This is a genomic window from Flagellimonas hadalis (assembly GCF_007785775.2).
GTDB lineage: Bacteria > Bacteroidota > Bacteroidia > Flavobacteriales > Flavobacteriaceae > Flagellimonas > Flagellimonas hadalis.
In genome coordinates, this window is record NZ_VNIK02000007.1 from 34,968 (window position 1) to 57,647 (window position 22,680).

The window sequence follows — 22,680 nt, forward strand, 5'->3', positions numbered from 1 at the left end:
TTTGAACTTATTCTTCTTTTTTGATTATTTCAATAGCTTTTTCCAGCAGTTCGTCCTTGCCTTGCCTGATTCCTAAAATGGTCGGTTTGACTTCTATGTCCGGAACAATACCAACTCTTTGCGTCTCTTCTCCATTTGGGTAATATACCCCAATTCCTGAAATCATGGTTCTCATTCCACCAGGCAAATATATCGGGGAAACGTTACCATCAGCTCCTGCAGTTGTACTGCCAATTATGGTGGTATTGTCTCCTGCCCTAAAAGCCATAGAGGTATATTCAGCTTGACTTTGTGTAAGTTCATTGACCAGAACCACTAATTTTCCTTGGTATGTATCTCCTTTACTTGGAATTTTCAACTCTTTTTCAAAAGTAAATTCACCAGGATTGTCTACGGACCCGTGGGTAAACTTTACAAAAGGCGTAGCGGAAGAGACAAAATAATTTCCTAATACAAATGGGACAAACTTTGAAGGATAATTTCTGATGTCCATGATTATACCTTTTGTGTCTCTGAATTGCTTCTTAATTTCGGATATATCTTCATCCTTAATGGTTTGTAAGGTCACATAGCCAATATTGTTATCAAGCAATTTAAAAGATTTTCTATCATCTCTTCTATACCATCGGTATATGTCAAGGCTATCTTTTGGATATAGTTTTAATGACTTGATCTTTACTTTATTTTCCCCTAATTGTACCTTTATTTCAATTTCATCGGAATTCGAGCGCAAAAGGTCCATTGAGATATCCCTAAGCATTGTAGGATAGTTGGAAGCCGGATAATATTTAGCTTTCTCTTCCACTATTTCGGACACGGGTATGTCATTGATCTCGGTGATTACGTCTCCTATTTCCAATCCAACCTTACCTCTATGTTCCTCATTATAAAAATCCGTTACTACTAATTGATTTTCAATGAAGCGAGTATGAACTGGGGGGTAATTTGACCCCTTCCAAGCATTTAGCTTCCCTGCACCTTCCCATATATTGGCATGTGTATCTTGAACATCCCCAATAAGCTGGATGGCCGCCATTTCATATTCGAGTTCGTTTTTGGCATTTAGAAAGATTGGAATGTATTCACCAAGTACCGTGTTCCAATCCTTATCGGTAAGATGCCTGTATGGAAAAAAATAATGAATCATGTTCCAAAATCTATATAGCGCAAGCAATCTGTATCCATCATCGGGAAAAGGCATGAGATAGTATGCCTCTTCATTTTTAAATATTGGATTACGAACGCCAGGTGCCATCCCTATGTAATAATGCTTTCCCTGGGAACGGCTATTGTACACATCCAGTAACTTTTCTTTGAGTTGAGCATCTTGATCCTCAATCCAATTATGATCAGGGCGAATCACCGCGTCTTCACTAGTGGGTTCACATTTGGAACAATTTTTCAAATCACCCAAGGAATCAATCCATTCAATTAATAGAGTATTTCTCTCTACCTCGCTTTTGGTTAGAACATATTTTGGCAAAAACCGAAAGAGTTCATAGTCCCAATTATAATTGCCCTTGGCTATTTCTGGATGGTGGTATTTGAGAAAACCCCAAACCCGTCCCAACAACTCCAAATTTTCTATGCCGTTAGGTGTCACGTTGGACAAATCAATCTTGGATCCTGAGTCGAATTCCTTGTCCAATTCCGCTTTGGCAAGTTCCCTTTCGACCTCTTTAAGGGTTTGGATGTCGTTGCCATCGATGGTCAATGTGAAATCATCGAACCAAGCCTCACCCTTGCCCACCAATATACCTGCAACATAGATATATTCAGCTCCCTTCGGATAGGGAAGGGTTATGGTATATTTTGTCCAGTCATTGGTCCCCGTGATATTCTGTTTTTGCATGTTATCAAATTCCAGGGCAGAACCATTGCCATCAATTCTCATCAACAAACCTACAAACCCATCATGGACATCCTTGGTTTTCATATATCCCTCAAGGGTTATGCTCTTACCTTGATACTTGGCGGGAATTTTGTACGCTATACTTCCAAAGTCACCGTTTTGGGTGGAAGTGATCTTACCAGACCTTGCTCCTGTGTGTGCCATAGAATCTATGGTCAGTATATGGTCTCCCCATTGAAACCAACCATCTGATAGGTCATTCCCAGTTTCCTGGTCTTCAAATCCCAAATTGAATTTTTCCTCTACTTGGCCACGGCAACTTATTGATATGATCAATATCAAAACGGACGTAAATAGCTTCATTGAAAATTGGTTTTTAACGTTTTATCAATTGTATTGGCCGGGGTTCGGCAGCCTTCCGACAAACAATGGGGGAGATTACGGCAAACATTGCTGCCCAATAAAAGTAAGAAAATTCAAATGGGATAAAAGGCGTTTAACTGTAATTTAAGTTCAATCTTGGATTCAATGTTCTAGAATGCATTTATAAATTTGGGACAAAAATATCTTGCTGCTTATTGACTATTTTAAGAATATAATCACTGTGAAAAATGAATGGAGTACACATCACAATGAACTCTTACATCTTAGCTATTCTTCAAATTCATGATCAATCCTAAAAAGTTCAGGTTGATTTTCCGAATATTTGATGGGCACATAATGTCCAACTACATAACGGTCGTCATAGTCTGAAAGTCTTTGAATGATTTCCTTTCCTTTGTCAAAATATTGGATCGTGGCGTAAACCCGAACTCGATTACCGCTTCTTCTGCCAAATCCACGTACGCGTTCCTTCCCAATTACCTCAGCAAATGTTGGAATTGTTGCCTCTTTCTCATAAAAGCTACTTCTCTGACTTACCATTAGAAAAATTGAAGTAATTCCCAGCGATACTGAGAGGAAGTAAAATTTCAAACGTTTTTTTTCATACCATCCACTTTTATAAGGGCTATCAACAAAAGTCATTAAAGCTAAAATAACACCTAGCATAGCCATTGTCCCACCAATCATGTCATTCCATGATTTGTATCCATAGGATTTGTATACAAATAGATAATATCCAATGCCAATCATTGCAAGCTGCATTAGAATCCAGACTATTTTCCAATTCTTTGAAAGTTTCTTTGGATAAAATGATTTCATCATTTGGCCCGACAGTCTTGAAGAACTGTCAATTATCGTTTATTTGAACTTTGTTTGATTCAATATGTACTTATATTAATTCATCAAATATCTTTCTTGAGTCCAACAGAAAACCAGAACATTTGATTAAATAGGCTTTCATTTTGTTGTCGAATAGTTTTACTCCATCCTCTGTCAAATACACCTAATACTTCAAACTTAAGGTTCTCGTTCAAAGAAAACTTAGCCCCGATTCCAGCAATAGATGAAATATCTAGTTTACCTCGAATGTTTTCTTCCACAATCTCATTTCCAAGTTCATCAGTCTTAATCAAATAGGAAAATCCTGGACCTAGAGTAATGAAAGGTTGAAATGGATCACTATTCATTAGTGGATAATATCGCACTAGAACTGAAGCGCTTAAATAATCCAATTTACGTTTAAAATTGTCTATCCCAACTCTTAGTATGCTTTCCTCATCAAAGTCCCCACCTCCTTTGCCTTGATAGCCTAAACTGGCGTCCAGTCCAAAATGGTTTGATAATGTGTATTCAGAGGTAATGGATAAATTGAGCCTAGTCAAAGACTCGGTAGCCCCTGTATTATTAGATCCAGTGTTATCTCCAGTTCTTAATGTTGCAAAGTTTAACCCAGTCCTCATACCAATTTCAAAATTTTGACTTTTAACGGTTAGAGAAAAAAAGAAGGCTAAGTAAAATAGAAGGTTATAGTATTTCATTCTTATTGTAATCGTTTATTTGAACTTTGAATTTTTTTTTCATTGTTTCACCTTGTCAAAACAGTCTTGCATTATTGACTGTTCTTTCTCAAGAATTGTTTTAGCTCCTACATTCGAGTTTTTATATTTTTCTCCAAGATTATCAAAGACACATTCACAGTATTTATCTGCGACTTTTTTGGCAATTTCTGGATTGGAAGTTCTGAATTTCTTGCTGCATTCTTCAATTACATCTTTTTGAACATCCTTTTTTACTTTAAAGTAGTCATATACGTTGTAACCAATTACGATGATTACTATTGCAAGTCCAAGGTTTTTATACTTCTGCATCGTTTATTTAAACTTTTGAAAATTTCGCACTATAATTCCGAGGCTTTATTTGTTTCAAAAATCGACGCTGCCCAACATTTCATTCCCAAAATACAATGCATAGCTTGATTCATCCAATAAATCCTTTTCAAGTACAAAATAGAAGTCTGCGGTAAATTTTCTTTTACTTTCAACTTTTCCGTAATAATTAGAAATGTTTTGTCCGCTGGAAAATGGAAATCTAGTTTCAGAAATTTTGTAATCACTAAAGGTATAATCTAAAAAAGTGTCCTTTATCAAGGGATTATATTCAGCATAAGAAACCTCAATTTCCTTACCTTTTTTATTTATTGGTTTTTCTTTCCAATACCTATTTATTTTGGGCCCACCAAAGGCATAATATGCAGTTACATCGGATAATCGATATCTAAGTTTATTTTTTGTATCGACCAAAGAAAATGCATTAATGTCAATTTGACCATCAAGTGGATTTATTTTACACCTGACCATTACTCTTTTTGCATTCTTATCTCTTATAATGGTATGTGCCCTCGCATTAAGAGTCTTGGACACCTTTTTTGATTTCAAAATTTCAATTCTAGGATGTCTGGTTTTTGGAATAGCTGACTCTTGTGATATTATTGGATTAATTGACAAACAACAAAGGATAAACAAGATTTTGTTCATTTAACTATTTGTTTATGGACTGGGATTGCAGGTATTCAGTTTATTTTAACTTTCTTTAAATGTAGGAAATTTCCATTTATCAAAATTTGGGTTTTAGGTGAAAGGAGCGAATAGTAGTCAAACGGTTTTGAGAAACCGAGCTACATCTTAGGGGTAAAAAAGGGTCTAAATGGTAAACAAATTAAGTGTACGGAAAAAGTAAACTACTTAGAATCAGTGGACTCGTTTTGCACTGAAAGTTCAATAAAGCGGTGCCTAAAAGACCTGATCTTGAATCAGGAAACGAATTAAAAAGCGAAGGAAACGAAGTGGAGTGCTGCAAGCCCCAGATCTTCCCCTTAACTAATACTACTGAGCGAGGCAATATTATCCATTGGTTAAAAACATTTTCTAATCCTTTGAGATAATCCAATGGTCTATCGCCCTTAATTTTATATAGTTCCAACCTCCCTTACGTTATTTTAAGCTTTAGCTTGCTTTTCCATAGGCCCAATTTTGTTTTTTCGTCAAATTGCGTCAATTTTTTCGTCAAAATTTCCAGTGTTTACAGGGCTTCCCAAAGGGTTTACTATACATTTTGGAAAAGTCTTCTGTAGCCCCTGATTTTGCACAGCACTTCAAAAACATTTTAAACAACTGGTTTTCAACTTGTTGAAGACCAAAAAACGACCGTGATGCCGCAATTTGCGCATCACCCTCTTGCTATTCGTTTTTTCACGCGAGCGTGAAAACCCAAATACCTTTCTTTGGTGTGTCAAGCAATGAATAAATTCAGTGGTTTTTGTTGATTAGAAGTTGTTGATCAAACATACCTTCCCGATCACCACAATAACCAAATGGAAACCAAACCCAAGTGTTGAAGGAAGGACTTGGGACAAAACATATATGATGTGCATTTATGAATGGCTTTTCAGGATTACAAATCAAAAGTCTAGATTTCCAAACTTTTCAATATTGTCATTTGAATCTAAAAACTTCGAATCCAGAATCGTTTCCAAACCACTCATATCTTCACTTATTTTGTTATCCAATACTCTTGCATAAACTTGGGTAGTGGCCAATTTTGTATGTCCCAATATTTTGGAAACCGTCTCTATGGGAACTCCATTACTCAAAGTAATCGTAGTTGCAAAAGTGTGCCTTGCCATATGGAAAGTAACATTTTTTGGAATGTCACATGCATCCGCGATTTCCTTTAAATAACTGTTCAATTTTTGATTGGAGATTCTAGGGAATAGTTTTTCCGGTTCTCGTTTAGGATGATATTGGAATCGCTTAATAATAGATAATGCTGGACCAACCAATGGAAGCTTAAAACTATTCTTCGTTTTCATCCTTTTTGTGCTTATCCAATATTTTCCATCAATGCCAAGTACAAGGTTATCTTCGCTAAGACCCATTATATCACAATAGGAAATACCAGTATAGCAACTAAAAACAAACAAGTCTTTTACTATACGTAACCGTTCAATCCCTGTATGATACTCTTGAATTTTCTGAAGTTCAGGTAAGTTCAAAAACTCCTTTTCCTTTCTTTCCATTCTAATTTTAAACTTTCGAAATGGGTCTTTATCAATCCATTCATTATCAACGGCCATTCTAATCATTTTTCGTAGACGTTGAATATGCTTCATTGCACCATTGTTTGAAAGGTTAGCGTGATGATTTATGGGATGTAGTTTGCGTAAATATGTTTCAAATCCAACTATAAATTGGTGATTAAGTTGTGATAGTCTGTAGTCATCACATTTATATTGTTGTTTGATATACTTCAACAGGTACTTCTGACATGTCTTGTAATGACTAAGAGTAGCCTTGCAAAGGCTATGTGCATTGTGTGTGTTGTGATACTCAAACAAACTCTTTAAAGTAACTTCGCTCACATCTTCCCCAAAATAGTGCGCCTTGACCATCTGTGGAGTGATATGGGACGTTCTAGACCGAAGTTCACGATAGCATTGAAAAAGTTCTGTTTCAACTTCCATCAGATAAGTATTGATTTCCTGAGCTTCTTTTGTTCGCCCCAGAACCTTCGACCCCTTACTGTCCCATATCTCTTTCGGGATAGTATACTTTAAACTCATGTTTGCCCTTTGCGAATCAACGGTGATTCGGGCATAGATCTTTGCGTTGCCGTCATTTCTTCGGGAAGTACTTATCCAGAAACTGATTGAAAATGTAGTCCGGGTTCTCATAGGTTTTGTGTTAAATTGAGCGATAATTACCTACGAAAGTCAAATACTAAGTGATTGTAATATAGTTAATTACAAGCTTATTCGGTTAACACTTTGAAGAAAAAAATTTACTAACCGAATTACAAACCAAAACATACCATTTCAAACCAATTCAAATGGGGCTCCTAAAACATTAAAGCCTTGCAAATCAATAAGATATGCAAGGCTTTGTTTTTATTTGAACTCTTAAAGTGATCGCGATAGGATTCGAACCTATGACCGTCTGCTTAGAAGGCAGATGCTCTATCCAGCTGAGCTACGCGACCGCTCTTTTGCGGGTGCAAAGATACTAATGTGAACCGTTGTAAAAAATATTTTTTTGATTTCTTACCCTTTTCACTCGAAAAAGCTCTTGACCGATAATTTAACTAATCAAAGCCTATCTCCTTGATGCCTTTGTGGCTGATCTTGATCACCTCCAAAGGTTCTTTGTCCCATGTCATATCCTGCTCCACAAAATATTTCATCATACCAGAGGTCTCCTTTTCGTCCAAAATTCTCTTAAAATCGATATGGCCTTCACCCACGGGGGCAAATTTACCCTCATCATCCATATCTTTTACGTGCCATGACTTGAACCTTCCTGGGTATTTTTCAAAATAAGCTACGGGATCTGACCCGGCTTTGGTCACCCAATAGAGGTCCATCTGGAAATTCACGTATTTTGGGTCCGTATTCTCCAATAAATAATCTATGGTAACCACACCATCTTCGTTCTTCTTAAATTCGAAATCGTGGTTGTGGTACAATAATTTGAGACCGGCCGCTTCGCATTTCTTACCCAGTTCCGTGAGCACGTCCGCCAAGTCCTTGACCGTCCCCTTCATTCCCATGGTACGGGATTCCGGATTGAATGTGAACATGCCCATAGGCGGCACTGGAATGGTGAAATACTCAAACCCGGCTGCCTTTACGGCTGCAATCTGCTCATCAGCGTTCTCTAGGGTCACTGTTCCTTGGTGGGTGCTCACGGGCTTTAGTCCCAAACTTTCCAGATAGGCCTTAAAATCCTCTGGGGCCATCCCATAAAATTTTCCTTCGTTGTAGCCCGCAGCTTCGACATAGGCATATCCTGCTTCCTCTACTTTTTCCAAGGTTGCCTTCGGGTCCTGCCCCATATGATCCCTCACCGTATAAAGGGCCAGTCCACCAAAATTGTCCTGTGCCTGCATTGAAGTCGCCAAAGCAGTCAGCATGAAGACTGAAATGGCCTTTTTTCCGTTGTTGATTATGAAATTGTGCATATTGTTTGTTTTAGTTGAAAATAAGTTTCACAAGATACCTATTTCCTGAAATATGTCCACTCCCCTTTGAACATAAAAAATCCGTTGGACAAGGCATCCCAACGGATTGGATCTATAATTCAAACAAAGGCTATATCTCTTTCAATTTAAGGGAAAATTGCACCTTGATCTTGTTGTCCACTTTGATCATTCCCAAAACCTTTCGGGGGGGCTCCAGACCAAAATCGCTCAAAAGAAGGTCCAAGCTACCGTTCACACAGATATCCCCTGCCTGGACACAGTTCAATGTGGTCTGGTATTTTCGGGCCACACCGGCAATGGTGATTTCCATACCCACCCCAATTTTCTGGGCATCGGATTCTAGGGGATCCACGTGGAGCAGTCTGAGTTCCACTTGTGGATGGCGCTCGGTCTTCAACAGTTCCCTAAAATCCTTGTTGATGGCCTTTCCCCCGCAATCAAAACAGTCGTTTGCCAGTTTGAGCTTGGCATTCTTGAACTGGATCTGTTCCACTTTCTCATTATAGGTCAACTGTACGGGTACTTCGAGTTCCTGTACATTGTACCTGCACGTAAAGGCGTTGACATTGGTGGTGCCCTTGATCACCACTTCACTTTCAGGGGCCACCCACACCCGTGTTTCCCTTTCCGGAGCCGAAAAGAAGGCCCCGATAAAAAGGAGGGTCATGGTGGATATGCTCTTGATGTTGTGGATCACAAATGGTATCATGGTATCTAAAGGTATCGATTTTTATGATTTGAATAAGGTCTGGGACCAGCGTCCCAGACCTTTTCACCTAAAATCAAGAGTGACCTAGAAACTGATGACAGCTTCCAATAGAACTCCTTTAAATTCTCCTTCACTGAAGATGCTTGCTGGGTCAAAACCGTCATACTGTTGGTTGACGTACTCAATTTTGGCAAGTATGTTCTTGGTCAAGAAAACACCACCTCCCAATTGAAATCTGTCAATGGTAATGTCCTCTCCTGCAGCGGTGTCGGCATTTACCGTATTATATCGGGTTCCTAGATAGAAGTTTTCTGTCTTGCCGAATCTGTAGATGAGCTCTCCGGCCAATTGGGTAGCGGTCCTGTCATCTGCTTCGGCCTCCAACTTGCCTTTGGCCTGCTCAAAGGTTCCGAAGAACTCAAATCCTTTGTATTTTAGGAACGGGTTCACCATAAAGGCAGTGATCTCATTTCGCATGCCTGGGTCGAACCTACCGGAACGGAAATTGCCGGATGTGCTGGCCTCGGTGTTTTCCATGACCAAATAGTATCGGGAACCACTGCGGTCGGCACTGTATAGGTAGACGTTCCCAGATTTTCCAGTGGAGTACATGGATCCTGTCAAACGGAACCTAAAGTCATCTGTCAGTTGTTTGTCATATCCCAATTTGGCCAAGATAGAGGCCCCTGTGGTACCAGGATTGTTCACGGCTTGGTTCAGCTTGCCATTGGATAGCCCAAACATCCCTAGGAAACCATTCTTCCTGAAATAGACCTCGCCACCTACCTCTGTGGTAAAGGCATCCATGATCAGGTTGCCCACAAAGGGGTTGTGCATGGCCTGTGCGTTGTCGGTCCTCCTAAAGTGGGCGTCACCATAGTTGTTTTCCATGTGGCCCACTTTCACGGTCACATATTTCATGGCGTCCTCCAAAAGGCCGGGGCTGATGAAATCCAAGTTGTCCACTTGGAAATACCCGCCCTTCACATAGGGTTCTGGGTGGTGTCTGGAGGACAGATAGGTCCTTAAGTGCATACGTACACCTTTGGCCAAGGCCACGTCAAGATCCAAGTTGGCGGTTGCCAAGTTGAAGTTGTCCCCTATTTCAATGAGTTCCACTGCACCTGAGTTTTCATGGTCCACTGCCTGGAACTGGAGCGTGGATGATCCTCCTACCCTTACCTTTACCCCATCAAAGGTAAGCGCAGTATCTTTTGGGCTTTCAAAAACATTGACACCATTCTTGTCCGGTTGTCTGTAGTTGTCCAGATTTCGGTTTTGGGAATATCCCCATAGACCTACCATACATGTTATGGCAAACACCCCGTATTTTATGTATTTTTTCATTGTGATTGATTTTTAGTTGAGTACTTCTTTTATTGTTTATCTATTTATTTTTTCCAAATGGTGTTATAGTGAATTTCAATTTCATCACCTGTTTTGATGGTCCCCATCAAAGCTTTGGGAGGCTCTACCCCATAATCTGTCATTTTCAGTCCCTTTTTGCCTTCCAAAATGGCCTTATCTCCATTTACTGTTAGATCAAAGGGCAATTCTATTTTGTTTGTCTTGCCAGCGATGGTCAAGTTGCCATTGGCCACTACCTTGTATTTGTTAGAAGAAGAGGTCACAGGTGAAATCTCTTTGATACTTGAAAGTTGAAAAACAATCTGTTTGTGACTATCCGTGTTCAAGGCTTTGTAGGTGTTCTTGTCCATGGCACCCTTGCCACTTTTCAAGCTTTCCGCCTCAACGGTGAACTTTAAGGTTGTGATCTTGGGCAGTTCCCCGGTAACGTCCACTTGGAGCGTACCGGATTTCTGCTCGGCAACCTCTTCCCAATCATGCAGGCTGGATGTTCCGGTGACCATGAGCTTCCCTTCGCCGTTACTGAGCTTGAAACTTTGTGCGGAAAGGGTTATGGGCACCAGTCCCAACACCGTTGCCAGCAAGGCCAATTTTACTGATCGCTGATTCTTTTTGATATAGCTTATCATAGTTTCTAGGTTTTGATAGGACAAAGATCTTGTACTGACTATTCTTAAAAGATGATATATGTCAGGTTTTTCCTAAAACCCTATTTTCCTTTGGAAAAGACCTGTCATTTATCACTTTCTTATTTCTAAAGGAGTAAAATTGGACCATATCCCACAAAAACGGCACAATTTGGGAAACCCTGATTTCTTTGGAAAAGTTGACTAAGGACGGACCTACTGAAGACACTTCTTCTTAACTTTGAAATTCTGGTCCACCAGTGGAAAATTGTTCCAATAACCATTAAACGCCACCCGATATGCACTTACCCATGTTACAGGATTTTTTGATCTTGCTAGGACTTTCCATGGTAGTGGTATTTGTCCTGCAACGCTTGAAACTGCCCTCCATCTTGGGTTTTTTGGTCACTGGGATCTTGATAGGGCCCTATGGTTTTGGCCTTTTGCACGAATCCGATCAAATCGAGGCCATTTCGGAAATCGGGGTCATCCTGCTGCTGTTCGTCATCGGGATGGAGCTTTCCATCAAACAGTTGATTTCCATTAAGAATACGGTGTTCATTGGTGGTGCCCTGCAGGTGGGACTGACCGTATTGGTCTCTGGCTTGATCTACTATTTATTGGGCTATACGTGGAACGAGGCCCTTTTTGTGGGATTCCTTTTTTCAATGTCCAGCACCGCAATCGTATTAAAGGTCATGCAGGAGCGTAACGAAATGTCTTCCCCACACGGGCGTAATGCACTGGCCATCCTTATTTTCCAAGATATCATTGTGGTGCCCATGATGCTGTTCACGCCTATTATTGCCGGACAGTCGGGCAATGTGACGAACAGTATTCTGATGTTGCTGCTCAAAACGGCCATTGTTCTGGGTATTACTGTCATCAGTGCACGGTATCTGGTGCCGAGGCTGATGCACTTGGTGGCCAAGACCAAGAGCAAGGAACTTTTTCTGATCACTACGATCACCATTTGCTTTGCCGTGGCCTTCCTTACTTCGGAAGCTGGGCTATCGCTTGCATTAGGAGCCTTTTTGGCGGGTCTGATCATTTCTGAATCGGAATATAGCCATCAGGCCACCAGCATCATATTGCCGTTCAGGGAGCTTTTTACCAGTTTCTTCTTTATATCGGTAGGTATGATGCTGGACCTTACTTTTTTCAGCAAAAATGTAGGGGTCATTTTATTGATCGTATTTGGGGTCTTCTTGGTCAAATCTTTGATCGCGGCACTGGCCATTGCCGTACTCAAATATCCGGCAAGGACATTTCTATTGACCGGTCTTGCACTTTTCCAAGTGGGCGAATTTGCCTTTATTCTTTCAAAGGTAGGTATCCAATATGGGCTCTTGGATGCTGAAACCAACCAATATTTCTTGGCCGTTTCCATCATTTCGATGTTTTTGACCCCCTTTGTCATCATTTTTTCGGAGAACATTGCCTTTGGCGTGATGAAACTGAGGCCCATGAAAGCGGTGGACAAAATGCTCATAGCTTCGGAAGAAACGGAAAAATCCGATGAATTGAAGAACCATTTGGTCATCATAGGATATGGCATAAACGGAAGCAATCTTGCCAAGGCCGCTGAATTCAGCAGCATACCCTATGTGGTCGTGGAACTCAATGCCGATGTGGTAAGAAGGGAGAAACAGAACAATGTACCCATCCATTTTGGGGATGCCACCCAGGACCATATCCTTGAATTTGCGCATATCTCCCAGGCCCGTGTCGTGGTCATCGCCATTTCCGATCCCATTGCCACGAAGGCCATCATAAAAAACATACGCAGCATTAGTCGCTCCATCCATATCATTGTCAGGACCCGATATGTAAAAGAGATCACGGAGCTGATCGCCATGGGTGCGGACGATGTGATCCCAGAGGAATTTGAAACATCCATAGAGATATTTTCAAGGACCTTGCACAATTTTTTGGTCCCAGAAGATGATATCGAACATTTGGTGAACACTGCCCGATTGGACAACTATGAATTGTTCCAAAACAAAAAAGGCACTCCTCGAACCTTCAGACCCACCGAGTTCCCCGATTTCAACATTTCCTGTGTACGGGTCAATACCGACGACAGGGATATTGTGGGCAAGGAACTCAAGGACCTGAACCTAAGGAATGCCTATGGCATCAATATTTTGGGCATCTCCAGAAAAAATGAGCTCCATAGTTCCATAAAGCCATCCGATAAAATTTACCAAGATGACCTACTCTTTGTGAGCGGGGACCAAATGGGCATCGACCAATTCCGGAAAAGTATTGATTAAATAATACTTTATAACAAACTGTATGTGAAGGTAATCTCAACTGGTTTGACCAATCCGCCAACATCCCTGACATCGTAGTCATTGGTGAATGAGAATTCAGTCCCATTGACATTGAATTCTATATCTGTGTTCTGCAGACTACATGCGCTGACCAAGCTCAGATTCGCTGAGGCCATTCGCCATGTTCCTTCCAATGCTACCTTGTTTTGGCAATCCGTTGCATTTTGCCCTTGCTCATATTCATAACTCCTGTCCGAGTTGAAAGTGTAGGAAGCGTCCCTTTGGCAGGCAGAATATTGTGCAAAAAAATCAGTGCTTGGATTGTCCACGTCATCATCGGTAAGGTCGATTTCCTCATCTGCGGTAATAGCGGAAAGTACCCAGGTCCCGACAAGTAGTTCTTCTTCAGCAACCAATTCGCCGGTAAAATCCTCCGGGCAATCAATCTCATTGTCCGAGTTGCAGGAAGTGATGACCCCTCCCATCAAGATCATGGCACCGATAATAAAAGCGTTTCTTTTCATAAACATATCAAATTTACAAGTTTATAGATTGATGGGGAAAATGCCATTTGGTTGCATCATTTTCCCCAAAATCTTTTTTGACCCTCTCTTTTGACATGGGTCACAACATCCGGCAACACCTCTATCTCGAACCCCAATCCCTTCACTATCCTATAGATACTTTCAATACAGATTTCCATGTCCAGCTTGGATTGCACCCTAAGGATATTGTCACAATCCTCCAGGTCAAAGTTGATACCAAGGTATGGAAATTGGGTCTGGAGAACACCCAGGACCTGTTCGGCATTGATGTTCGATATTATGTTTGTTTTGAAGACTTCTACCATGGCGGGCGCGATCATGACCAAACCGAGGGAATGAAAAAAAATTACCCTTCTACATAGGTTTTGAAGTTATTCAGAATGGCCTGCCAACCTCCTTCCTGCATTTCCAAAGGATTTTGGTCCTCTGGGTCAAAAACGGTGGTCACCAAGGTCCCATTTCCAGAATTTTCGAAAGTGGTCGTGGCCTGTCTGCCGTCCATCATGGTGTAGGAAATCTTTTTGTGCCTTACCACTTCATCGTAAATGGCTTCAAAGTCAAAGCCAAAACTACCATCCTTAGCTTCCATTCTGGCCATATATCTGCCCCCGACCTTAAGGTCGTTTTCTGCTCTTGGACAGCACCAACTGTCCGCGGCAAAGTTCCATTGGGTAATGTGCTCTGGATGGGTCCAGCATTCCCATACCCTTTCCACTTCATTTTTTACCATGGCCTTTACGGTGATTCTATGTGTTTCCATCTTATACGTATTGTTCGTTGAAGTTTACCATCCATCGCACACCGAACTTATCGGTGAAACTGCCAAAATAATCGCCCCAAAACTGGTCTTCCATAGGCATTTCCACATCACCTCCCTGTGAAAGTCCACTGAAAATTCGGTCGGCTTCCTGTCTACTTTCCGGATGCAGGGAAATGTACACGCTATTCCCTTGGTCCAAGGTGTGTCCCATGGAAGGAACAATATCCGAGCCCATCAAAATGGTATCCTTGCCAATGGGAAGGCTGATGTGCATGACTCGGTTTTTCTCCTCTTCGTTGAGACCGTCAGTGCCTGGAGCATCGTCCATCTTCATATTGGCAGTGAACTCACCACCAAAAACCGATCTATAAAAATTGAATGCCTCTTGGGTTTTACCGTCAAAGTTCAAATAGGGGTTTACTTTCATTTTTCTTGCTTTTTAGTTGAAGATTATGTTGAATTTTTATTGGAATATAGGCCTGTACTTGTGCCTGTTCTCATACATGATCCATCCCATGATGACAGCCAGCACCAATGCGATGACCAATCCGCTTGTATCCACCACCGTATTGACGAGCAAAATGCCCACCATCACTGGGAAAAGGATCAATGCCCCCAAGGCCCTTGTTCTGGGGATGATGATCAATATGCCGCCAATGAGCTCGGCCAAGCCCACCAAGGGCATGAGCCACGAAATTTCCATCAGTGCCTGAAAATCCTTCAGTAGGGCTTCGGGCATTTCTTCTGGCATGGGCATGTAGTTCAAAAATTTATTGAGGCCTGCATTGGCGAACATCAGTCCGAACAGCAAGGCCAGAACAAAGAGAATCTTGTTTTTCATGATTGTTGAATTTTTATGGGTTGTCGATTATAAAACTAAGGGATAATAACATAAAACCAAGGTGTAAAAACGGTGGTTTTAGGGGGTATTCCCGCCAAAATCCTATTTCTTGAAAGCTGCCAACTGTTGCTGGTATCTATAGGCCGTCATCCGCTTGATGAGTTCCATCGGCAATGGCCGATCATGTGGGAACTGGACTGAGCCCTTTCCTTGTTTATATCCGGCCAATTCCTTTGCAAAATGTTCGTGGGTGTTTGGGATGGCGTAGAAGCCTATGTGTTTTTCATAAGCTGCGTAATATACCAAGACACCTTTATACTTCAGGGCCGGCATGTTATAACTGATCACTTCACTGGCCAACGGGGCCACGGCTTTCAATTCCTGACGGATGGTGTTCATGCGCTCAAGGGCCACTTTGGGAATTTCCTTAAAATAATCGTCCACAGTCGTGAATTTTTTACCTTTCATATCCTTGAAATTTAATTGTTGTTCTTTTTACAATGGAACAACCATTCGTTGCCGAATTTGTCCACCAATCCTCCAAAAAGATTTCCCCAATGGGTCCTTTCCAAAGGGTATGTACTTCTGCTCCCCTTTTTTAGTTTTTGGTAATAGCGTTGGAGTTGTTCTTCGTTGGAAGTTCCCAAAAAAATGGATATGGAGTTGCCCCTTATCAATTTCTTATCGACCATATCCGTGCCCATCAATAGTATTCCATCCTTTTCAAGGATGGCCTGTACCACATAGTCCTTCATATCGTCCGGGAACTTTTTTGGCTTTGGGACATCCTTCAACGTTTGTAGTTTCAACTCTCCCCCTATGCACTCCTGATAAAATTCCATCGCTTCCCTGCAATTTCCATTAAATGTAAGATATGCAATGATCTGATCCATTCGTTCACTGATTTTCAACATAACAAAGATGAAAATGATAAAAAGAAACCTTCGGGTGTATAAACGACTGATTCACGGGTTGATTCCGCCAAAGGTTTTCACTACTTTTGACACATGAAGACCATACACATATTGATTCCAAAAACTGCTGTTGGCTCTGGGGTCACGGCAGCCCGATATCTGTTTACAACGGCCAATCAATTTTTGCAGGCTGCTGGCAAGGAACCGCTGTTCAAAGTACTGATGGTGGGTTCCGACCGCGAGATACGGATACAGGATGGGGTGTATTCGATAACCACCGATGTACTTTTGGAAGACTCCGGACCAGCTGATTTGGTCATCATCCCCCCCATTTTTGGTGACATGGAAACGGCTTTGGCTCTGAACGAAGATGCGATTCCTTGGATCATAAAACAGCGGGATAAGGGTGCCGAAGTGGCCTCTTTGTGCATTGGAGCATTTCTTTTGGCCTCCACAGGCATGCTGGATGGCAAAAAATGTTCCACCCATTGGGCCTTTTATACTGAGTTCAAGGAAATGTTCCCCGAGGTGGAAGTGGTGGATGGAGGGGTCATCACCGAAGAGAATGGCATCTATTCCAGCGGTGGCGCCAATTCGATATGGAACCTCTTGCTCTATCTCTTGGAAAAATATACGGACAGGGACATGGCCATATTGGCTTCCAAATATTTTGCCATTGATATTGACAGGAACAGCCAAGCGGCCTTTATGATGTTCACTGGACAAAAGGACCATAATGACAAACAGGTAAAGAAAGTCCAAGAATATATTGAAGGGAACTATAACGAAAAAATGACCGTGGACGAACTGGCCGAGATGGTCGCCGTGAGCCGAAGAAGCTTTGAACGACGGTTCAAACAAGCCACGAACAACACCGTGGTGGAATATATGCAACGGGTGAAGATAGAGGCCGCAAAGCGGAGTTTTGAGTCTACTCGAAAAAATATCACCGAGGTGATGTTCGATGTGGGCTACACCGATTCCAAGGCTTTCAGGAACGTTTTCAAGAAAATAACCGGGCTTACTCCCATTGAGTATCGGAACAAATACAACAAAGATGTGACCACGGCTGCTTGATCTGGACCATTATCATTGGAAAAGTTTGGGCTCCAGCCATAACCAACCCATGCAAAGGAGAAATGGGACGAAGAACCATAACGGGGATATGGGAACATGCTCCCTTGATGTTGAGGGGTTCACTTTTCCAAAACCTTCATGCTGCCCAAATTCCCTGATGTTGGCTTCCAGTACATTTTTTTGCGTCGCGGCCTTTCGTTCATTTGTATCAAACACATAATAGGAAAAACGGGATAGGGAATCCGTAGAAAGCTGAAGATGATTCCAGCCAGTGCTGCGGGGATATGTGGTTCCGTTCCACAAAGTGGATACCGAAAAATCCTGAAGCAGGGGAATAGCTGCACCTTGATCTGTTTTAACTTGAGGACTTTCCACATTGGTTCGTAATTGGAAATCAAATGGTTGGTCTCGCCTCGGAACATCAGTCAATGCCTGCCACTCCGTCCCCACTTCCTTCTGACGGACAAGATCGTTCAATAGATGCGTCCAAAGTCTTGCATATACATCTTGTTGTCCGTTCAATATCAAATGGTAGGTGTCCTGCAGTACGGAACTGGCCATCTTGCCCTTTTCCATGGGCATGTAAAAAGCGATTTCTACAGAATCCGTCACAATGGGTTGCAGCGGAAAACCACCTAAAAAGTTGTACGGGTATTTTTTCAGTTTTTGCGCAGCCCCACCAAAGGTGATCTCCGTTCCACCATCTATCTGAAATCGAAAGGGCGACTGTCTCTGGGAAAGTTTGAAAAATGCGGCATTGGGTTGAATGAACAATCCTGTTCCCTGTTCCCGTATCGCTTCTTCCAAGGCCGCTTTGGAGGATGATCCCAAACCTATATGCGAATCCACATCCATGACAATCAGGTCAAAACCTTCCAACGCCTTTGGCGTCATTTGGTATATGGGAGACGCCTCTCGATTAAAATATTCAAACTTGAACCTGTTCGTTGTCAATTGTGTCCGTGCCAGCACACTATGCCCATTTTCTGCCAGAAAGTTTTTGAGGTACTTGGTCTCAAATGTCGGAAAATTATTGACCATCAATATGTTAAGGAGTTCCCGGTCCACAACCTTTACGGGCAGGGGCTCTTTGCCCACAAAAGAACCTTCTGTATTTTTCTCCTCCAATGAATACGTAAACTGACCACTGGTCTTGGGCTTGGCTATCAACTCAATATATTGTTCTGGGCCATCCCCCAGCGATATGGAATCCAAGCTATTTCCTCCGGGATCGTTCAAAATAAGCCAATGTCCTGCTTTCGGATGGTTGTATCTTGTCTTGACCAAAAGTTCATCCCCCAACAAAATTTCATTTTCGTATGTTATATCCACCAAGCCTTCAGGCTCCTTTCCTCTCAGAAAGTTAATGGCCTTGCCATTGAATTGCCACATATCAAAAGAATGTACCCCGTGGCCCAACACAAAAATGGAATCTGTGGTTTCCAAAAGGGCCAGATTCTTTCCCGGGACATAGCTCTCTGTTTTTATACGTTTGAAAATTGCTTTTAAACTGTCCAATTGTTCCGGTCGGTGCCCTTCCGTCAATAGGATGCCTCTTCCCAAAAGTGCTTCTTTTTGATGGGCGGGCCGCAAGGCCATCAGCAACAAAGAAGCTACCCCGATAAAGGAAACCGTCAATTTCACCCAAAACCTTCGCTCTTTTCGTTGTGACCATTCTTTCCAGATGAATATGCCCCAAAGTAGCAGACTACCCACAAAAAATGGCCAAAAAAATTGTAAGTTCAAAAAAGACAGTCCATCAATCATAATTCCCCAATTCCTTTAGGTACAACACATTGATTTCGTCTTCCAAACCAGTCTTCTTTCCTGGATTCCCTTCCACTTCAGTAATCACGGAAAGAAGGTTTTTCTGGACTTCCCTGAATTTTTCGGGTGTTCGCTCTTCTGCCTTATCAAAATCACGCAGACCTCGCAATACCTTTAGGTATTTTAAGGGCTCATCTACCGCTTTTTGGGCCAGTTCGTTGCCTGCCTCTTGAAAAAGGGCCCTGTCCGTTTCCTTGAATGTCGTTCTGCCCAGACTTAAAAGTTCCAATCGGGATATGGCCTGTCGGGTGGATGCAAAGGACATGGTATGGTCAAACTGTTCCTTTTTATCGTAATTCGTAATGGCCTTAATATCGCCGGTCAACCGCTTTTCTTCTTTGATGGGAGGCGGGTCATAACCTATGCGGTGTACATAGATACGGGCGCTGTTCTTGATTTCCTGTATGAGTTCAAGTGCCTTGTACTGGTAAGGCAATGAGCTTTTGGGTTCATAAAGTCTCAGATACAGCTCTGCATCCCACATAATGTTCAGGGCTTCCCTGAGCTTGTCCTTCACTGACTTTTCGAAAAGGGTGGATTCCTCGGGATTGTCATGATTGTGAAGATAATCATGTAAAGGATCCTCTGCTTCTTCCCCGTTTTCCTCTTCGTGCCCATGATCGTGGTCGCTTTCTGGCACCAAATTGTGCTCATTGTCACTGTCATGTCTGTGGCTGTATCCTTCCAGAAGGTCCTCCTCCCCTTCTTCATGATCATGGTCGTGGTCATGGTCCTCTTCACTTTCCGTATGGGTCACCGCTCCGGGAGCAGCCTGCATTTCGGCTTCGTCCCCCATGAACTGTCCATATTTTAATCGAAGTGATTTTTGGTCAAAGCCAAGTTCGTTGCTCTTGAACTTGAACTGGTACTCGGACAGATTGGGGCGGTCTTTGATAAGTTTTTCGGTGTCGATGATCAATTGGCGCTGGCTCCTGAAATAATCGGGCATCAGGTCCACGCCCAAAGTGCCCTCCACGGCAAAACCATCGCTGACCGTGTCCCTGATCACCGCAAAATAAGTTTCGCTTCGGGAAATATTCGCGTTTGGAACTTTATTGTCCAAGGCTTCCACATAAAAATAGAGTTCGTCACCAGGGTCCATGCCCAGTTTGTCCAAATCCAACTGTTTTCGTAAGTCCAGTTTTTTGCTTCCTTTTGAAAAAGTACCGTCAAAGCGGATAGTTTCTTCCCTGAATTTTACCGATTCGCCAGAGCCTTTGCTTACCGTGGCCACAATATATGCGTCATCCACCCCAAAATCATCAGTGGTCTTGGCTTTCAGCAAGATCTCTTTGGCCGAATCATATTCAAAATAACTGTATTGGGGCAATTCGTCCACTTCGATGACCGGCGGAATATCTTTTATGGCCTCCAAGGAATATAAATCCGTGGTATATGCGTTGCCTTCCACATCCTTGAAATTGAAACTATAGAACCCGGATGCCTCCACTTTTTGGCTGAGTGTGTATTGCCCGTTTGCCTTCGAGAGGGCAAAAACATCGCCCATACGTTCCATGTCGATGGAGGTCACTTCACCTTCAAAGACCAAGGTCCAGGTCACTACAGACCCTACCACTGCACTGATATTGGGGTTCGAGGTTTTCAACGTGGTCAATTGGGTATAATCCGGATAGTTGACCGCGATGGAGGTCTCTTTCAATTCGGGGGCCTGCACAGTGTTCGCCAGCGTATCCAAAGGCGTGAATTGGATCTGGCTTTCGGTCGATGGCTCCACAAGATGTTTTCCATAGGTCTTGACCCCAAAATGAACAGCAAAACCTATCAAAACAAGACCCAGCATCACCGAAATGGAAGCAATCAATTTGTTGGGCGGGTTCAGTTTGGGCAAAATGGTTCGCAGTTGGGAATACACTTTGTGTTGCTGCAGCTTGGACAGATCGGAAAGCTCTTCCGTCGAAATTGCCAAAAGCCCACTACTGTAAGCAGCTTCCGGCACATGGGCATCTATATAGGCCACAGCACTTTCCATTTGTAAGTTCCAAGGCCGGTAAAAATAGAGTGCGACCAAGAAAGCTAGAACAAAAACCGCAATAGTCACCAAAATATTCCATGATACCAGATAGGCCAGTGCACCAAAACCCAGAGCATAGCACAGGCACTCCAAATATAGGATCCTTTGCCATCTTTTCCTGAACTGTACCAATTGCCCCTCTCCCACCATCATTGTTTTTTAAGGTATGAAACCACGCGTTCGACCATCATCAACACCAAAAGAACAAAAAATGCCCAATGGGACATATCCTTGAATGTGGCCCGTTCCCTTTTCGATTTGGGTTCCACATAATTGGGCTCCAGCTCGGATGCATCCATCTGACGGGAATCCGCTGCTGAGATAAGTTCCTCAATATCAACATCCAAGTCCAACAAGGTGAGCAATTGCTCTGCAAAATGGTCCTCCACCGTGTTCTCGGCTGTCAGGGGCTTGGTCAGATAATGGTGTCCTTCTTTAGTACTGGGCTCTATCAATCTTTTGGCCAATGGGTCTTCATGGAACACCAACCATTTTCCCGAAAAAGTATCCGAAGAATCACTGCGCAGCCAAACGTTCAAATCTGCGGATGAACCATCGGGCTGTTCGCCATCTTCAAATGTTTGAATATTGATATCCCGCTGAAGATAGTTGGACAGTGCTGCCAACGAGGCTTCAATGTATTTTTTTTTGGCTTCAGTTTCCGTATCGGAATAAAGTGCCACTTCGATAGGGTTTAAAACGGTATGACCTATGGTTTTTGTCCCATTGTCCGCTTCCAGCCTAAGGCTGTCCTTGTTTTCGGTAAGGGAAAAACCGTTGGTCAGCTTTTCCTTTTTGAAAAGATTGTTCTGTCCATCACCAACAAGTGATATCAATTCTGTTTCTTCCCCATTCCCCAGCGCCATCAATGGGGTATCCGCAAAGTTTTCGGGTTCCATGACCACCCAATTGATTTTTTTGTGCGTAGTGGGCCTTACGGACCGGAATCCTTGAACACGGGCATGGGAAAAGACCACAATGCTATCGGATGGGAGGGAATCCATTTTTTGGACCAACTGCCAATAATGGGGTGTTGCTGTTCCTGGCGTTTCCAAATCCAATTCCCATTCTGGAAATCCATTTTTCAACAGCAATACCTCCGAAGTTTCATTCAAGCTGTCCAAAACCTTATCCAAGGTATGATGACCCACAAGAGAGGGTTCCACCAAATAGGTGACCAAATCCCTATTTTTATGGGTTCGCCATTGGGGCCCGGCCATCAGCATGACTGCAAGGGTGATGACCAACATCCGAAGTAAAAGCAGGAACCATTCGTTCAGTTGCAGGCTGCTCGATTGCCTTGAGTTGGATTCGTCCAACAACTGTATGCTACCGATCTTGATGGTCTTCGCTTCCTTTTTGCTCCACAAATGGATGGCCAAGGGAACCAAAAGACCCCATAATGCCCATAAATATGAAGGATTTGCAAATACCAT

At 42.5% G+C, this 22,680-nt stretch carries 22 protein-coding genes and 1 tRNA gene; 2 read left to right on the plus strand and 21 right to left on the minus strand.

Features of this window, described 5'->3' with window-relative positions; translation table 11 throughout:
- Positions 1 to 7: 7 nt before the first annotated feature.
- From FOT42_RS11215 to FOT42_RS11265, 11 genes are all read right to left on the minus strand, one after another.
- Positions 8 to 2,215 carry a S41 family peptidase gene (locus FOT42_RS11215; protein ID WP_151890671.1) on the minus strand — a complete coding sequence of 736 codons (2,208 nt, stop codon included), beginning with the start codon at positions 2,213 to 2,215 and terminating at the stop codon, positions 8 to 10.
- 288 nt (positions 2,216 to 2,503) lie between these two features.
- On the minus strand, positions 2,504 to 3,055 hold the full coding sequence (locus tag FOT42_RS11220) for a hypothetical protein (RefSeq protein WP_192938381.1): 552 nt from the start codon (positions 3,053 to 3,055) through the stop codon (positions 2,504 to 2,506).
- A gap of 83 nt (positions 3,056 to 3,138) precedes the next feature.
- Positions 3,139 to 3,774 carry an outer membrane beta-barrel protein gene (locus FOT42_RS11225; RefSeq protein WP_151890673.1) on the minus strand — a complete coding sequence of 212 codons (636 nt, stop codon included), beginning with the start codon at positions 3,772 to 3,774 and terminating at the stop codon, positions 3,139 to 3,141.
- A gap of 39 nt (positions 3,775 to 3,813) precedes the next feature.
- On the minus strand, positions 3,814 to 4,104 hold the full coding sequence (locus FOT42_RS11230) for a hypothetical protein (RefSeq protein ID WP_151890674.1): 291 nt from the start codon (positions 4,102 to 4,104) through the stop codon (positions 3,814 to 3,816).
- Between the two features lie 54 nt (positions 4,105 to 4,158).
- Positions 4,159 to 4,770, minus strand: a complete 612-nt coding sequence (locus tag FOT42_RS11235) for a hypothetical protein (RefSeq protein ID WP_151890675.1) — start codon at positions 4,768 to 4,770, stop codon at positions 4,159 to 4,161.
- Positions 4,771 to 5,693: 923 nt separating this feature from the next.
- Complete coding sequence (locus FOT42_RS11240) at positions 5,694 to 6,965, minus strand: site-specific integrase (RefSeq protein ID WP_151890676.1); 1,272 nt, start codon at positions 6,963 to 6,965, stop codon at positions 5,694 to 5,696.
- A 231-nt stretch (positions 6,966 to 7,196) separates the two neighbouring features.
- A tRNA-Arg gene (locus tag FOT42_RS11245) sits at positions 7,197 to 7,270 on the minus strand.
- 102 nt (positions 7,271 to 7,372) lie between these two features.
- Positions 7,373 to 8,200 (minus strand): sugar phosphate isomerase/epimerase family protein, encoded by an 828-nt coding sequence (locus FOT42_RS11250; RefSeq protein WP_226789884.1) that lies wholly within the window; start codon positions 8,198 to 8,200, stop codon positions 7,373 to 7,375.
- Between the two features lie 178 nt (positions 8,201 to 8,378).
- Entirely contained in the window at positions 8,379 to 8,978 is a 600-nt protein-coding gene (locus FOT42_RS11255) for a YceI family protein (RefSeq protein WP_151890678.1), read from the minus strand.
- Between the two features lie 84 nt (positions 8,979 to 9,062).
- A complete protein-coding gene (locus FOT42_RS11260) occupies positions 9,063 to 10,325 on the minus strand; it encodes a hypothetical protein (protein WP_151890679.1) in 1,263 nt (420 codons plus the stop codon).
- A gap of 44 nt (positions 10,326 to 10,369) precedes the next feature.
- On the minus strand, positions 10,370 to 10,975 hold the full coding sequence (locus FOT42_RS11265; protein WP_151890680.1) for a YceI family protein: 606 nt from the start codon (positions 10,973 to 10,975) through the stop codon (positions 10,370 to 10,372).
- A 296-nt stretch (positions 10,976 to 11,271) separates the two neighbouring features.
- Between FOT42_RS11265 and FOT42_RS11270 the strand changes: the two genes are divergently transcribed.
- Positions 11,272 to 13,248: a monovalent cation:proton antiporter family protein gene (locus FOT42_RS11270; RefSeq protein WP_151890681.1), complete on the plus strand. Its 1,977-nt coding sequence runs from the start codon at positions 11,272 to 11,274 to the stop codon at positions 13,246 to 13,248.
- 8 nt (positions 13,249 to 13,256) lie between these two features.
- Here the strand turns inward: FOT42_RS11270 and FOT42_RS11275 are convergent, their stop codons facing one another.
- The 7 genes from FOT42_RS11275 to FOT42_RS11305 form a co-directional block, all read right to left on the minus strand.
- A complete protein-coding gene (locus FOT42_RS11275; protein ID WP_151890682.1) occupies positions 13,257 to 13,772 on the minus strand; it encodes a DUF5004 domain-containing protein in 516 nt (171 codons plus the stop codon).
- A gap of 56 nt (positions 13,773 to 13,828) precedes the next feature.
- Complete coding sequence (locus FOT42_RS11280) at positions 13,829 to 14,098, minus strand: hypothetical protein (RefSeq protein WP_151890683.1); 270 nt, start codon at positions 14,096 to 14,098, stop codon at positions 13,829 to 13,831.
- A 41-nt stretch (positions 14,099 to 14,139) separates the two neighbouring features.
- Complete coding sequence (locus FOT42_RS11285; RefSeq protein WP_151890684.1) at positions 14,140 to 14,553, minus strand: SRPBCC family protein; 414 nt, start codon at positions 14,551 to 14,553, stop codon at positions 14,140 to 14,142.
- Position 14,554: 1 nt separating this feature from the next.
- Positions 14,555 to 14,980 (minus strand): VOC family protein, encoded by a 426-nt coding sequence (locus tag FOT42_RS11290; RefSeq protein ID WP_151890685.1) that lies wholly within the window; start codon positions 14,978 to 14,980, stop codon positions 14,555 to 14,557.
- A 36-nt stretch (positions 14,981 to 15,016) separates the two neighbouring features.
- Positions 15,017 to 15,394 (minus strand): DoxX family membrane protein, encoded by a 378-nt coding sequence (locus FOT42_RS11295; protein ID WP_151890686.1) that lies wholly within the window; start codon positions 15,392 to 15,394, stop codon positions 15,017 to 15,019.
- 102 nt (positions 15,395 to 15,496) lie between these two features.
- Positions 15,497 to 15,862, minus strand: coding sequence for an iron chaperone (locus tag FOT42_RS11300; RefSeq protein WP_151890687.1), 366 nt, complete (start codon positions 15,860 to 15,862; stop codon positions 15,497 to 15,499).
- Positions 15,863 to 15,873: 11 nt separating this feature from the next.
- Positions 15,874 to 16,287, minus strand: coding sequence for a VOC family protein (locus FOT42_RS11305; RefSeq protein ID WP_151890688.1), 414 nt, complete (start codon positions 16,285 to 16,287; stop codon positions 15,874 to 15,876).
- A gap of 114 nt (positions 16,288 to 16,401) precedes the next feature.
- Between FOT42_RS11305 and FOT42_RS11310 the strand changes: the two genes are divergently transcribed.
- A complete protein-coding gene (locus tag FOT42_RS11310; RefSeq protein WP_151890689.1) occupies positions 16,402 to 17,385 on the plus strand; it encodes a GlxA family transcriptional regulator in 984 nt (327 codons plus the stop codon).
- A 12-nt stretch (positions 17,386 to 17,397) separates the two neighbouring features.
- Here FOT42_RS11310 and FOT42_RS11315 read toward each other — a convergent pair whose 3' ends face one another.
- From FOT42_RS11315 to FOT42_RS11325, 3 genes are read right to left on the minus strand one after another with little or no spacing between them, the layout of a single operon-like run.
- A complete protein-coding gene (locus FOT42_RS11315) occupies positions 17,398 to 19,101 on the minus strand; it encodes a hypothetical protein (protein ID WP_151890690.1) in 1,704 nt (567 codons plus the stop codon).
- 43 nt (positions 19,102 to 19,144) lie between these two features.
- Positions 19,145 to 21,397, minus strand: a complete 2,253-nt coding sequence (locus FOT42_RS11320; RefSeq protein ID WP_151890691.1) for a tryptophan-rich sensory protein — start codon at positions 21,395 to 21,397, stop codon at positions 19,145 to 19,147.
- Positions 21,394 to 22,680, minus strand: a complete 1,287-nt coding sequence (locus FOT42_RS11325) for a BatA domain-containing protein (RefSeq protein WP_151890692.1) — start codon at positions 22,678 to 22,680, stop codon at positions 21,394 to 21,396. The genes FOT42_RS11320 and FOT42_RS11325 overlap by 4 nt, the downstream gene beginning before the upstream one ends.

Coding starts and splice junctions, on each gene's coding strand:
- FOT42_RS11270 (WP_151890681.1), top strand. CDS start 11,272: ATGCACTTACCCATGTTACAGGATTTTTTGATCTTGCTAGGACTTTCC.
- FOT42_RS11290 (WP_151890685.1), bottom strand. CDS start 14,980: ATGAAAGTAAACCCCTATTTGAACTTTGACGGTAAAACCCAAGAGGCA.
- FOT42_RS11280 (WP_151890683.1), bottom strand. CDS start 14,098: ATGGTAGAAGTCTTCAAAACAAACATAATATCGAACATCAATGCCGAA.
- FOT42_RS11225 (WP_151890673.1), bottom strand. CDS start 3,774: ATGAAATACTATAACCTTCTATTTTACTTAGCCTTCTTTTTTTCTCTA.
- FOT42_RS11240 (WP_151890676.1), bottom strand. CDS start 6,965: ATGAGAACCCGGACTACATTTTCAATCAGTTTCTGGATAAGTACTTCC.
- FOT42_RS11230 (WP_151890674.1), bottom strand. CDS start 4,104: ATGCAGAAGTATAAAAACCTTGGACTTGCAATAGTAATCATCGTAATT.
- FOT42_RS11320 (WP_151890691.1), bottom strand. CDS start 21,397: ATGATGGTGGGAGAGGGGCAATTGGTACAGTTCAGGAAAAGATGGCAA.
- FOT42_RS11310 (WP_151890689.1), top strand. CDS start 16,402: ATGAAGACCATACACATATTGATTCCAAAAACTGCTGTTGGCTCTGGG.
- FOT42_RS11255 (WP_151890678.1), bottom strand. CDS start 8,978: ATGATACCATTTGTGATCCACAACATCAAGAGCATATCCACCATGACC.
- FOT42_RS11235 (WP_151890675.1), bottom strand. CDS start 4,770: ATGAACAAAATCTTGTTTATCCTTTGTTGTTTGTCAATTAATCCAATA.
- FOT42_RS11215 (WP_151890671.1), bottom strand. CDS start 2,215: ATGAAGCTATTTACGTCCGTTTTGATATTGATCATATCAATAAGTTGC.
- FOT42_RS11265 (WP_151890680.1), bottom strand. CDS start 10,975: ATGATAAGCTATATCAAAAAGAATCAGCGATCAGTAAAATTGGCCTTG.
- FOT42_RS11250 (WP_226789884.1), bottom strand. CDS start 8,200: ATGCTGACTGCTTTGGCGACTTCAATGCAGGCACAGGACAATTTTGGT.
- FOT42_RS11220 (WP_192938381.1), bottom strand. CDS start 3,055: ATGAAATCATTTTATCCAAAGAAACTTTCAAAGAATTGGAAAATAGTC.
- FOT42_RS11295 (WP_151890686.1), bottom strand. CDS start 15,394: ATGAAAAACAAGATTCTCTTTGTTCTGGCCTTGCTGTTCGGACTGATG.
- FOT42_RS11285 (WP_151890684.1), bottom strand. CDS start 14,553: ATGGAAACACATAGAATCACCGTAAAGGCCATGGTAAAAAATGAAGTG.
- FOT42_RS11275 (WP_151890682.1), bottom strand. CDS start 13,772: ATGAAAAGAAACGCTTTTATTATCGGTGCCATGATCTTGATGGGAGGG.
- FOT42_RS11260 (WP_151890679.1), bottom strand. CDS start 10,325: ATGAAAAAATACATAAAATACGGGGTGTTTGCCATAACATGTATGGTA.
- FOT42_RS11325 (WP_151890692.1), bottom strand. CDS start 22,680: ATGGTATTTGCAAATCCTTCATATTTATGGGCATTATGGGGTCTTTTG.
- FOT42_RS11300 (WP_151890687.1), bottom strand. CDS start 15,862: ATGAAAGGTAAAAAATTCACGACTGTGGACGATTATTTTAAGGAAATT.
- FOT42_RS11305 (WP_151890688.1), bottom strand. CDS start 16,287: ATGGATCAGATCATTGCATATCTTACATTTAATGGAAATTGCAGGGAA.